Below are 12,581 nucleotides of genomic sequence, written 5' to 3' on the forward strand. Positions count from 1 at the left end.
CCTTTGTACTCACCCTCGCGGGCTTTCCTCCGGGCGCTTCCCTTCGGTCTTACGTTTCCGACTCTATCAGACCGTTTCCGGTTCCGATTTCCTCGGTGCTTTCCAGGTTTCCGCTTCCGCGTTTCCCTTTCCGGCGGTTCCGACTCTATCAGATCCATTCGGGCCTGACCCCCAGTCAGCGGGGCTTGTCCTCGCGGCCGTTGGGCCGTTCCGACGTCTCAAACCTTAGCGGATCCTTCCGGCAGTTCCTAATCGGGCCGCCGTCCCCAAATCGAATTGAATTCGGGCACGCCGAATTCAATCCCGAGGGGAGATCGTGCTGATGGTTTGGGTTGCCGCTTGTGCAGCGGAGGTGTTTTCGCAGAACCGTTCCGGCCCCGTGGCAACCCGAAGAACTTTACAGACGTGGGAGGTGACCGTCAAGCATCCCTTGTCAAGATCTTTTAATCGAGGTCGCTGAGGCGTCCGCCGGCGTCCGGCTGGGCGTGTTCCACCCTGCGCAGAAGGCGGGTGAGGACGTTTCCGAGGCTGGTGCGCTCCTCGGCGGACAGGTCCTGGAGCAGGTCCTCCTCGAAGACCGTGGCCATGCGCATCGCCTCCAGCCACTTCTCGCGGCCCTCGACTGTCAGCTCCACGATCACGCGGACCCGGTTGGACTCGTCGCGCTCCCTGGTGACCAGACCCTCGGTGACCATGCGGTCGATCCGGTGGGTCATCGCGGCCGGCGTGAGGCCGAGGCGCTTCGCCAGGTCACCGGGGCCCATCTGGTAGGGGGCACCGGAGAGGACGAGGGCCTTGAGGACCTCCCACTCGGCGTTGCTCATACCGAGGGCCGAGGTCTGACGGCCGTAGGCGACGTTCATACGGCGGTTCAGGCGGGAGAGCGCGGAGACGATCTGCTCGACCTGTGGGTCGAGGTCCCGGAACTCGCGCTGGTAGGCGGCGATCTGCTCGTCGAGGGTCGGCTCGCTGCCGATGCCGGTGCCGACGTTGCCGGGGGTGTCGCCCATGGGCGCAAGTATCGCACGGGACTGATTGGCGTTGAAGTTCTTCTAGATGTACTGTTTAGGTTCTAACTTTAGCTTTGAAGTCTTCGGTTCTAAGTACTGAGGGACTCCAACTACCTGAGAGAGGTGAACGTGACCAGGGCGATGGGCGCAGCGATGCGCCGGATTCACGTGGGCAACGCACTCAGTGCGTTCGGGCTCGGCTTCACCGTCCCGTACCTGTACGTCTATGTGGCGCAGGTGCGGGGACTGGGAGCCATGACGGCGGGGCTCGTCCTCGCCGTCTTCGCCGTGGCGGCACTGGTCGTGCTGCCCTTCGCCGGGCGGGCCATCGTCCGGCGGGGCCCGCTACCGGTGCTGCTCACCGCCCTGGTCACCGCCGCGCTGGGTGCGCTCAGCCTGGGGCTCGCGAGCAGCCAGACCACGGTGCTGCTGTCGGCGGCCGCTCTCGGGGCCGGGCAGGCCGTGATGCAGCCGGCGCTCGCGACGATGATCGTGGAGTGCTCCACGGCGGAGACGCGGTCGCGGGCGTTCGCGATGCAGTTCTTCCTGCAGAACCTGGGGCTCGGGGTCGGCGGACTCATCGGCGGGCACCTCGTCGACGCGTCCAGCGCCGGGTCGTTCACGCTGCTGTTCTCGATCGAGGCGGCGATGTTCCTGCTGCTGGCCGTGGTCATGGTGACGGTGCGGATGCCGCACTCGCCGAAGATCGGGAACGCGCCGGCGGAGTCCGCGAAGGGCGGCTGGAAGCGGATGCTCGGGAACCGGGCCATGGTGCAGCTGTGCGTGCTGGGTTTCGTGCTGTTCTTCGCCTGCTACGGGCAGTTCGAGTCGGGGCTGAGCGCGTATGGCGTCGAGGCCGCCGGGATTTCGACCTCCGCGCTGGGGACGGCGCTGGCCGCCAACACCGCGATGATCGTCGTGGCGCAGTTCGCCGTGCTGAAGTTCGTGGAGCGGCGCCGGCGGTCGCGGGTCATCGCCGGTGTGGGGCTGATCTGGGCCGTGGCCTGGGTCACGGCCGGGTATGCCGGGCTCGGGCACGGCAGCCAGGAGATGGCGACGGCGGCGTTCGTCTCGACGTACGCGCTGTTCGGGCTGGGTGAGGCGATGTTGTCGCCGACCGTTGCCCCGCTGGTGGCCGATCTCGCGCCGGAGGGGATGGCGGGGCAGTACAACTCCGCGTTCGCCCTGGTGAAGCAGCTGGCGTTGGCCGTCGGGCCGGCGGTGGGCGGGCCCATGGGGGCCTCGCTGCACGCGCCGTACATCGTGATGTTCCTGCTGTTCTCGCTGGGGATCACGTTCCTCGCGGTGCGGCTCGGGCGGCAGCTGACGGCCGTACAGGATCAGCCGTGGCTGGCGAAGAGCCGGGTGGTGGCGCAGGGCGGCACGAAGCCGGCGGGCCAGGAACGGGCGCACGCCTGACCTGCACCCCTCAACCGACGTCGGTCACTTCGACAGGGCGAACTCGCACCACACCGCCTTGCCGCCGCCCGGTGTCCGTCGCGAGCCCCAGTTCGAGGCGATCGTCGCCACTATGGCGATGCCGCGGCCGGACTCGTCGCCCGGCTCTGCTCGGCGGCGCCTCGGCAGGTGGTCGTCGCCGTCCGTGACCTCCACGATCAGGCGGCGGTCGGTGCGGCGCAGGCGCAGGCGCATCGGTGGGGTGCCGTGCTGCAGGGAGTTCGCCACCAGTTCGCTCACCGCCAGGACACCCAGGTCGTGCAGATCGACCGGGAAACGCCAGCTCGTCAGGACGCCTGAGGCGAAGGCACGCGCGCGTGGGGCCGCTTCGACGCCGCCCAGGAGTTCCAGGGCGGCGTTGCGGAAGAGCTCGCTGTCCGGGCCCGTGTGGGCCGGGTGCTGGAGGACCAGGACCGCCACGTCGTCGTCGTGGTCCGCGGTGACGCCCGCCGAGCGGACCAGGCGGTCGCAGACCACCTGGGGCGTTCCCGTCGCGCCCGACAGCGCTCGCTCCAGCGCCGCGATGCCCTCGTCCAGGTCCTCGTCACGGCGTTCCACCAGGCCGTCCGTGTAGAGGACCGCCGTGGAGCCGGGGCCCAGGGCGATCGAGCCCGACGTGTGCATCCAGCCGCCCGTGCCGAGGGGCGGGCCGGTGGGTTCGTCGGCGCGCAGGACGACTCCGCTCTCGTCGCGGACCAGGATGGGCAGGTGGCCCGCCGAGGCGTACACCAGCCGGCCCTCGTTCGGGTCGTGGATGGCGTAGACGCAGGTGGCGATCTGGTTGGCGTCGATCTCCATGGCGAGGCCGTCCAGGAGCTGGAGGATCTCGTGCGGGGGGAGGTCGAGGCGGGCGTACGCCCTGACCGCCGTGCGGAGTTGACCCATGACCGCGGCCGCCCGCACTCCTCGGCCCATGACGTCGCCGATGACCAGGGCCGTCCGGCCGCCGCCGAGGGTGATCACGTCGTACCAGTCGCCGCCGACCGCGGCTTCCGTGCCGCCCGGCTGGTAGGTCGCCGCGATGCGCAGGTCGTCGGGTTCTTCCAGTTCCTGCGGGAGCAGGGAGCGCTGGAGAGTGACCGCCGTTTCGCGTTGGCGGCGTTCGCTGGCTCTGAGGCGTTCGGCGGCCTCGGCGTGGTCGGTGACGTCGGTGGCGAAGACGAGGACACCACCACCGCCACCGCCGTCGCCTTCCGTCACCGGGGTGCAGGTGAAGGTGTACGAGCGGCCGCCGGGGGCCTTGCGGGACTTGACCGTGCGGGGCTTGCCGCTGCGCAGGACCTGGTCGAGGAGCGGGAGCAGGCCGATCTCGTCCAGTTCTGGGAGTGCTTCGCGCGCCGGTTCGCCCGGTGGTCGCAGGCCGAACGCGGCGACGTAGGCGTCGTTGACGTAGGCGAGGCGGTGGTCGGGGCCGTGGACGAGGGCGACGAGGGCCGGGACGCGGTCGAGGACCTCGCGGACGGGTAGTTCGTCGACGGCGGGCACCGGCAGTGCCTCGTCGGTCAGCTGCTCGGCGCGGGCGGCGGGGACGGAGCCTTCCCCCAGACGGTCGGGGGTGGGGACCACGTCATCGGTCCGCGCTGCGGCGCGACGCTGCGTTCCGGGGAGCCGGGCGCTCCAGCGCGTGAAGTTCACGAATCCTTGCCTCGTGTCGTCGTCTTCGGCGTCTTCGGGCCGGCTCCGGGCCCGGCCGGGGGGCTGGGATCGGCAGCCCGGGGGTGCAGCACGGTGGGAAAACCTCTTGGGTTCGAAGGGCGGGCGGCTGCCCGTCCGAAGTCGGGCACCAGTGTGGCACTGTGACCGACCGGGTCGACATCCGTCAGACGCCTACCCCGCCGGTGGAGTTCCTCGGTCCGGTCAGGACGACCCCTTCGGGTCGCCCGTCGGCTCGTGAGGAGGCTTTCCACCGGCCGCGAGTTCGAACTCCGCTCGGGGATGTTCGAGCGAACCGAGCGAGACGATCTCCCTCTTGAAGAGCCCCGACAGTGTCCATTCGGCCAGGACACGGGCCTTGCGGTTGAAGGTGGGCACCCTGCTCAGGTGGTAGACGCGGTGCATGAACCAGGCAGGGTAGCCCTTCAGCTTGCGTCCGTAGACGTGTGCGACACCTTTGTGCAGGCCGAGTGAGGCGACCGAGCCGACGTACTTGTGGGAGTACGTCTCCAGCGGTTCGCCGCGCAGGGAGTGCGCGATGTTGTCGCCGAGGGCCTTGGCCTGGCGGACGGCGTGCTGGGCGTTGGGGGCCGTCTCCCTGCCGGGCTCGTCGACGGTGACGTCGGGGACGGCCGACGCGTCTCCGGCCGCCCACGCGTGCGTGACGCCGTCGACGGTGAGCTGGGGGGTGCACTTCAGCCGACCGCGCTCATTGAGTGGCAGGTCGGTCGCGGCGAGGAGCGGGCTGGGCTTCACGCCGGCCGTCCAGACGACCGTCCGGGTCGGGAAGCGGGCGCCGTCGCTGAGGACGGCTACCCGGTCCGCGCAGGATTCCAGGCGGGTGTTCAGGCGTACGTCGATGTTGCGGCGGCGCAGTTCGGTGACCGTGTAGCGGCCCATCTCCTCGCCGACCTCGGGGAGGATGCGGTCCGAGGCCTCGACGAGGATCCACTTCATGTCCTCGGGGCGGACGTTGTGGTAGTAGCGCGCGGTGTAGCGGGCCATGTCCTCCAGCTCGCCGAGCGCCTCGACGCCGGCGTAGCCGCCGCCGACGAAGACGAAGGTGAGGGCCGCGTCGCGGATCGCGGGGTCGCGGGTGGAGGAGGCGATGTCCATCTGCTCGATGACGTGGTTGCGCAGGCCGATGGCCTCTTCGACGGTCTTGAAACCGATGGCGTGGTCGGCGAGTCCGGGGATGGGGAGCGTGCGCGAGATCGAGCCGGGGGCGAGGACGAGTTCGTCGTACGTCAGCTGCTCGGAGCCCGTCTTCTCCTCCTCGGTGGCCAGCGTGATGAGGGCGGCGGTGCGTTTGGCGTGGTCGATCGCGGTGACCTCGCCGATGACGATCCGGCAGCGGTCCAGGACGCGGCGCAGCGGTACGACGACATGGCGGGGCGAAATGGAACCGGCGGCCGCCTCCGGGAGGAACGGCTGATATGTCATGTAAGGGTCGGGTGTGACGACGGTGATCTCGACTTCACCCCGCCCGAGTTCCCGTTTCAGCTTCCGCTGGAGACGCAGAGCCGTGTACATCCCGACGTAGCCGCCGCCGACAACCAGAATGCGCGCACGTTCCTTCACCATCCCATGACGCACCCGACGCTTGCGTTTGTCCACAGCCCCGGCAATTTGTGTGACCGCGGGCCGTCGGCGCGCCGGGTTGGCCGAATCTCCGGAGCGCGTGGAAGGACCGCAGGTCAACAGGTGTGCGCCGGGTGGTTGGAGGGGGTGCAATCGGGGCGTTTACGACCCGTACTCCGATCGGGGGGCGCTCCGTGCGGAACCTGCCCCTTCTGAATTGACCCCCACTCAACTATGTTCGTGTGTCGACGGGGTGTAGGGGGATGCGCTCATCGGGTCCGCGACAGGTATCCGGGATCCGGGCCCGTTCCGCACGCTCCGGCTTTCGATGGCGGGGAGAGTCTCCGGGGGGAGACGTCATTACCGGGGGATCACTTATGCACATTCAGGACTCTCATTGGTCTACCGCGTCGGCCATCGCACCCGGTGGCGGTGCGATGGGCGGAGCATTGGGCGCGGCGGCGGGCAACGGACGCGGGGATGCCTCGCGTACGACGCCGCTACGCGTGGACGCACAGCGCAATCTGGAGCACGTACTGCGTGCGGCGCGCGAGGTCTTCGGCGAGCTGGGATACGGCGCGCCGATGGAGGACGTGGCGCGGCGCGCGCGGGTCGGTGTCGGCACGGTGTACCGGCGCTTCCCGAGCAAGGACGTCCTGGTACGGCGGATAGCCGAGGAGGAGACCTCCCGGCTGACCGACCAGGCCCGGGCGGCGCTCGGTCAGGAGGACGAGCCGTGGTCGGCGCTGTCGCGCTTCCTGCGGACGTCGGTCGCGTCCGGCGCCGGGCGGCTGCTGCCGCCGCAGGTGCTGCGGGTCGGCGTCGCGGAGGATGGCGACGGCGACGGGTTCGACGGGGCGCGGGTGCCGCAGCAGCGGACCCAGCCGGGCAGCGGTGAGCTGCGACTGGTACCGGAGGAGGACCCGGCGGTCTCCGCGGACGACGACACCGGAGCGGCGGCGCTGCTCGAGGTCGTGGGCCGGCTCGTGGAGCGGGCGCGCGCGGCCGGGGAGCTGCGGGCCGACGTGTCGGTGGCGGACGTACTGCTGGTGATCGCGACGGCCGCGCCCTCGCTGCCGGACGCGGCGCAGCAGGCGGCGGCCTCGGCGCGGCTGCTGGACATCCTGCTGGAGGGGTTGCGGTCGCGGCCTGTGTGAGCGGGGCGTCGTCTTCCCGTGGCGGGTGACTCGAAAAGGTGACTGTGGGGCGTGGGCGCTTCGGCGCTCACGCCCCGATCTCTGCCCGGGACGGTGCCGGGCATGTCGGGCATGTACTTCAACTCCGGCCCACAGAGCGTCAGTTGAGCCTTCCCCCAAAGAGTGACGGCTAGTACTGCCTCGCGGGAAAACCCCACGGACGAGTGGATGCACCGCACTGAGCGGTACTGACCAAAAGCCAATATGGCACTCTGACCCGGTGTTCGGGACTGGTTGGGCTGGCGGCGGGGGCATTCCGCGATGAGTGTGGACGGGCGCGACGAGCCACTCGGTGAGGATGACGGACAGGCCGGTGGCACCCCACAGGTGCCGGGGCAGGGCAGCCGGGCCGGCATCCCACAGGCCGGCATCCCGGCACAGGGCGGCGAGCCCGTCGAGGGCAGCGTGCCGACGCAGCGCGACCGGCGCGAGAACAGCGTCCTGCCGCCACCGCGGGAGGTGCCGCCGTCCGACGCCGATCTGATCGAGCGGATGCGCGCGGGCGACGACACGGCCTACGAGGCGCTCTACCGCCGTCACGCGGAGGCGGTGCGCCGGTACGCCCGCACCTGCTGCCGTGACGCCCACACCGCCGACGACCTCACCGCCGAGGTCTTCGCCCGCATGCTGCAGGCGGTGCGCGGCGGCTCCGGCCCCGAGCACGCCGTACGCGCGTATCTGCTCACGACCGTCCGGCGCGTGGCCGCCTCCTGGACGAAGTCGGCGAAGCGGGAACAACTGGTCGACGACTTCGCGGTGTTCGCCGCGCAGGCCGCGCGCTCGTCCGAGGTGTCCGACGACGACACTCTGGACCTCGGCGCAGACGTACGCGCGATGCACGAGGCCGAGCAGTCCATGGCCATGCAGGCCTTCCGGTCGCTGCCCGAGCGCTGGCAGGCCGTGCTGTGGCACACCGAGGTCGAGGACGAGTCGCCGAGCGAGGTGGCCACGCTCTTCGGGCTCGACGCCAACGGCACGCGCGTGCTCGCCAGCCGCGCCCGCGAGGGTCTCAAGCAGGCCTATCTCCAGGCCCATGTCAGCACCACCCTCACCACCGACGAGGAGTGCGCCCGCTACGCCGACCGGCTCGGCGCCTACGCCCGCGGCGGCCTGCGTACCCGTGCCGAGCGGGGACTGCGCAAGCACCTGGAGGAGTGCGCCAAGTGCCGACTGGCCGCGGGCCAGATCAAGGAAGTCGCCGGCGGCATCCCCGCCGTCGTACCGATCGCGGTCATCGGCTGGTTCGGCGCCGCCGGCTACGCCAAGGTGGCCGCGCTCATCGCCGGCGGTGCCGGAGCGGGAGCGGCGGGTGCCGCGGGCGCCGCCGCCGCGGCGAGCGGCTCGTCGGGCGGAGCGGGCGCCGGGGGCGGTGCGGCGGCCTCCGAGGGGCTGGGTGCGCCGGTGAAGGCCGGTATCGCGGCCGGTGTGGTCGCCGTGGCGACCGCGGCGGTGGTGTTCGCGCTGATCAACGACGACAGCCCGGCCAGGAAGCCGGACGCCAAGCCGCCCGAGTCCGCGCCGGTGGTCGAGCCCGCCGAGCAGACGCCCAAGCCCCCGAAGAAGGAGCCCGAGCCGAAGCCGCCGATGATCGTCGCCGCGCCCACCCCGACACCGACCCCGACTCCCACGCCCACCCCGAAACCGGAGCCCACTCCGACCCCGACTCCCACGCCCACCCCGAAACCGAAGCCGACACCGACGCCCACTCCCACGCCGACGCCCCCTCCCCCGCCGGCCGTCTACCAGTGGAGCGAGCTGTCCTACGACGTCACCGGCGACGGCACCGGGCCCGAGATGCGGATCGGCGAGAGCAGTTGGGTGTGGCAGCGGTACGGCGTCTCGATCGCCGACAAGGAGTACGCGCACGGAGTCACCGTCCACGGCCGGTCCTCCGTCACGATCGACCTCAACCGCGAGTGCACCGCCTACGACGCGCTGGTCGGCGTCGACGACATGACGCTGGGGCTCGGCAAGATGTACTTCTCCGTCTACGCCGACGGGGTCCGGCTGTGGAAGTCCGGGATGGTCGAGGGCGGGGACGCGGCGGTGCCCGTCCATGTGAACCTCGCCGGGCGCAAGACCGTACGGCTGGTGGTCGAGCCGCACAGCCACTTCGACGACCTGCTGCTCGCGGACTGGGCGGAGTCGAAGTTCACCTGCTCGTAGCGCACCTGCTCACAGGGCTCGGTGGGCGCCCAGCACCTCGTCGAGTTCGCCGAGTGCGTCGGCCGGGGTGAGGGCCGCGCCCCGGCTGTGCTCCGTCGCGTACCGCACGGGGCCCAGTCCGGCGCGGGCGGCGGCCTCGGCGCTCTCTGCCTGCGTGTCCTCCGGGTGGGGGCGCGGCTCGCCCTCGCGCCACTGCTCCGCGGCGGCGAGCAGCCGGGCCGCGCGCGGGTGGTCCCCGAGATCGGTGAGCAGGGCGGCCGCGCAGTCCACGAGCGTCGCCACGATCACGTCGGCGCACCGCTTCTCGATCGCCTCGCGGATGGTGTCGGCCAGCTTCGGCAGTCCGTTCTCCGGGCCCGACTCGGCGACCGTCACCATCGCCTCGACCGAGTTCAGCATGACCGTGAACTGGGGTGGCGGCGAGGTCTGCCCGATCTCCGCGCGGACCGCGTCCACCAACTCGCGTGCGCGGGCGGTGTCCTTGTCGTCCAGCGCCATGTGGGCCCGCAGCAGCCGGACGTACGCCCGGGCCTCCGGAACGCCGTAGCGCTCGCCGGCGACGCGCGCCTCCTCCAGCGTGGTCAGCGCGGCCTGGCGGTCGCCCGTGCGGTACGCGATCTCGGCGAGCCGGGCGATGAGGAACGGCGTCTCGGCGTACGCCCCCACCTCGTAGGCGAGCCGCAACCCCTCCTCGTACTCCCCCTTGGCCTGGGCCGGCCGGCCGCGGGCCATGGCGGCCTCGCCGGCCGCGCTGCAGACCTGGGCCGCCAGCCAGCGGTCGCCGGAGCGGCTGGTGAGCACCCGCAGCTCCGCGAGGTCGTCGTCCACGCCCGCCATACCGCCCGGAGAGTCGACGACCATGTGCGTACGGAACATCAGGACGACGGCGACGGCCCAGTCGTCGCCGTGGGCACGGCAGTGGGCGACGGCGATGTCCATGACGGCCCGGACGTCCTGCGGGCCCCTCAGGATGAAGGTCATCATCGGCCAGACGAGCCCCGGCAGCCGGGCCGCGTCCGGGCCGCCCCGCTCGAAGTGCGCCCGCACCAGCTCGGCGTACTGGCGCATCCGGTCGTCCAGCCCGTCCAAGGGATCGACCTCGGCCCTGAGGAAGAGATGCAGCATCCGGACGTCCATCCGCAGGGTGTGCAGGGGATGGCGCGTCTCCCGGTCGGGGGAGGCGAGGAAGGCGTCCACAGGGTCCGGGGCCGAGCCCGGGGGCGTGTCCAGGGCCGCGCCCAGGCGCACCACCCGGTCGGTCCACTCCGCGCCCTCGCGGCGGTAGTTGCGCAGCCACCAGAACCAGCCCATCGCGAGGGTGAGCGCGCCGGCCTCCGCCTCGTCGGCGGCGGTGATCGCACGGTGGAGGGCGGCCCGGATGTTGTCCAGCTCGGTCTCCAGGCGGGACATCCACGGCAGTTGGCCGGCGGAGCGCAGCAGGGGCTCGGCCTCCTCGACGAGCGCGCGCACCCACGCGCGGTGCCGGCGCTCGGCCGCGGCACGCAGTTCGGGGAGCTCGGCGGCGCGCTCGACGGCGTACTCGTGGATGGTCTCCAGCATGCGGTAGCGCATGCCGTCGCTGCCGGGGCGCTCAGCGCTCCGCTGGTTGTGCGGTTCGTCTGCCGCGGGCCGGTGGGGGCTGGTCGCTCCGCCACTCCCGGCTTCTCCCCCACTCTCGACTTCGCTCGAGCGGGGGGACACCCATGGGCGGGAGGGACCCTCATCGTGGCGGAGCCGCATGTCGATACCGCCCCGCGCCCTTGCGGGGCGGGGTTCCGCAGCCGACTTCACCCTGTCCGCTTCACAAGGACCGGCCACGATCAGGGACTTGTCGACGAGCGCCCCGATCAGCTCCGCGGCCGATTCGCCGCACACGGCTTCCGCCGCTTCCAGATCCCAGCCGCCCGCGAAGACGGACACCTCGCGCAGCAGCGTCCGCTCCCGTTCGTCGAGCAGGTCCCAGGACCAGTCGACGACGGCCCGCAGGGTCTGCTGGCGGGGCAGGACCGTGCGGCTCCCGGCGGTGAGGAGGCGGAAGCGGTCGTCGAGACGGTCGGCGATCTGCCGGGGCGTGAGCAGCCGCAGCCGGGCGGCCGCCAGCTCGATGGCGAGCGGCAGCCCGTCGAGGCGCCGGCAGATCTCGGCGACGGCCTCCTTGTCGCCGAGCACGGTGTCCGTGTCGGGGCGGACGGCGGCGGCACGCTCGGCGAAGAGGCGGTGCGCCTGGGCGGGGAGCAGGGGCTCGACCGGGCGCACCAACTCGCCGGGGACTCCGAGGGGTTCACGGCTGGTGGCGAGGATCGTGAGCCCCGGGCAGCGGGTGAGGAGCGTCTCGGCGAGATCGGCCGCCGCGCCGATGACATGTTCGCAGTTGTCAAGGAGCAGGAGTTGGCTGCGCGGGGCGCAGTACTCGACGAGCAGGGCGACCGGGTCGTCCTGCGAGCCCGTCAGCTCGGTGGTCCTGAGCACGGTCTCGCGCAGACCGAGCGCACTGACCACCGCGCCCGGCACCGCCTCCGGCTGGTCGAGCGGGGCGAGCTCGACCAGCCACGCCTGCGGGAGCCCGGCGGCGGCCTCCTCGGCGAGACGGGTCTTTCCGGAGCCGCCCGGTCCGGTGAGGGTGACGAGACGGGCCCTGTGCAATTCGGAACGGATGGCGTCGAGTTCAGGTTCCCGCCCGACGAAAGTCGTCAGCCGGGGGCGGATGTTGCCGCCGGATCCGGGGCCTACGGCGGTGCGGGCGGGCGGCGTGTGCGGCTCCGTCGGGGCCAGCAGCTCGGTGTGCAGGGCGCGGAGTTCGGGCCCGGGGTCGGTGCCGAGGTCGTCGGCGAGGGCGCGGCGCGCGGCTTCGTACGCGGCGAGGGCATCGGCGCCCCGGCCGGTGTCGCGCAGGGCACGGATGAGCAGGACGTGCAGCGGTTCGTCGTACGGGTGCGCCGCCGTCATCTCCTTCAACTCCGGTACGACGTCGGAGGCGTGGCCGAGCAGCAGGGCCGCGCCGAGCCGGGCCCGGGTCGCCTCCAGGTGCAGCGCCTCCGGGCGGGTCGCGGCGGCGCGGTCGGGGAGGTCGGCGAGGGCGGGGCCGCGCCACAGTGCGAGGGCCGCGTCGAGGGTGCGGGCGGCCGTCTGTGCGTCGCCGCGGGCCAGGGCGGCGGTGCCCTGTAGTACGAACCGTTCGAAGACGAAGAGGTCCACGTCGTCCTGGGTCGCCGCGAGCCGGTAGCCGCCGGGCTCGGAGGTGACGGCGTCCTTGCCGACGGTACGGCGGAGGCGGCCCACCAGCGCCTGGAGGGCGGCCGGGGCGTCCTGGGGCGGGTCCTGTGTCCAGACCTCGTCGATCAGGCTCTCCGGAGTGGCCACCGCGCCGGGCCGCAGGGCGAGGGCAGTGAGCAGGGCACGCAGACGGGAGCCACCAAGAGCTACGACGGTCCCCTGGTCGTCCTCCGCCTGGGTGACGCCCAGGATTCTGTACCGCACCGGGTCATTGTGTCCGGGGTCCCTGTGCGGGGCACGGGGT

7 protein-coding genes are annotated in these 12,581 nt (G+C 71.7%); 3 read left to right on the forward strand and 4 right to left on the reverse strand.

Annotated features, from left to right (window positions below):
- Window positions 1-443 precede the first annotated feature (443 nt).
- On the reverse strand, window positions 444-1,010 hold the full coding sequence (locus IG08_RS0141290) for a MarR family winged helix-turn-helix transcriptional regulator (protein WP_030615630.1): 567 nt from the start codon (window positions 1,008-1,010) through the stop codon (window positions 444-446).
- Between the two features lie 129 nt (window positions 1,011-1,139).
- Between IG08_RS0141290 and IG08_RS0141295 the strand changes: the two genes are divergently transcribed.
- Window positions 1,140-2,429, forward strand: coding sequence for an MFS transporter (locus tag IG08_RS0141295; protein WP_199821015.1), 1,290 nt, complete (start codon window positions 1,140-1,142; stop codon window positions 2,427-2,429).
- Window positions 2,430-2,453: 24 nt separating this feature from the next.
- On the opposite strand, the gene IG08_RS0141300 is transcribed toward IG08_RS0141295, so the two are convergent.
- Entirely contained in the window at window positions 2,454-4,103 is a 1,650-nt protein-coding gene (locus tag IG08_RS0141300; protein ID WP_030615636.1) for an ATP-binding SpoIIE family protein phosphatase, read from the reverse strand.
- A 222-nt stretch (window positions 4,104-4,325) separates the two neighbouring features.
- The gene (locus IG08_RS0141305; RefSeq protein ID WP_030615639.1) at window positions 4,326-5,705 is read right to left on the reverse strand and encodes an NAD(P)/FAD-dependent oxidoreductase; all 1,380 of its coding nucleotides are present in this window, start codon (window positions 5,703-5,705) and stop codon (window positions 4,326-4,328) included.
- A 374-nt stretch (window positions 5,706-6,079) separates the two neighbouring features.
- Here IG08_RS0141305 and IG08_RS0141310 point away from each other — a divergent pair, with 374 nt between their 5' ends.
- Window positions 6,080-6,859, forward strand: a complete 780-nt coding sequence (locus tag IG08_RS0141310; RefSeq protein ID WP_078655938.1) for a TetR/AcrR family transcriptional regulator — start codon at window positions 6,080-6,082, stop codon at window positions 6,857-6,859.
- A 300-nt stretch (window positions 6,860-7,159) separates the two neighbouring features.
- The gene (locus IG08_RS0141315) at window positions 7,160-9,064 is read left to right on the forward strand and encodes a sigma-70 family RNA polymerase sigma factor (protein ID WP_030615646.1); all 1,905 of its coding nucleotides are present in this window, start codon (window positions 7,160-7,162) and stop codon (window positions 9,062-9,064) included.
- A gap of 9 nt (window positions 9,065-9,073) precedes the next feature.
- On the opposite strand, the gene IG08_RS0141320 is transcribed toward IG08_RS0141315, so the two are convergent.
- Window positions 9,074-12,541 (reverse strand): ATP-binding protein, encoded by a 3,468-nt coding sequence (locus tag IG08_RS0141320; protein WP_030615649.1) that lies wholly within the window; start codon window positions 12,539-12,541, stop codon window positions 9,074-9,076.
- Window positions 12,542-12,581: the final 40 nt, after the last annotated feature.

It is taken from the genome of Streptomyces fulvoviolaceus (genome assembly GCF_000718165.1).
GTDB lineage: Bacteria > Actinomycetota > Actinomycetes > Streptomycetales > Streptomycetaceae > Streptomyces > Streptomyces fulvoviolaceus.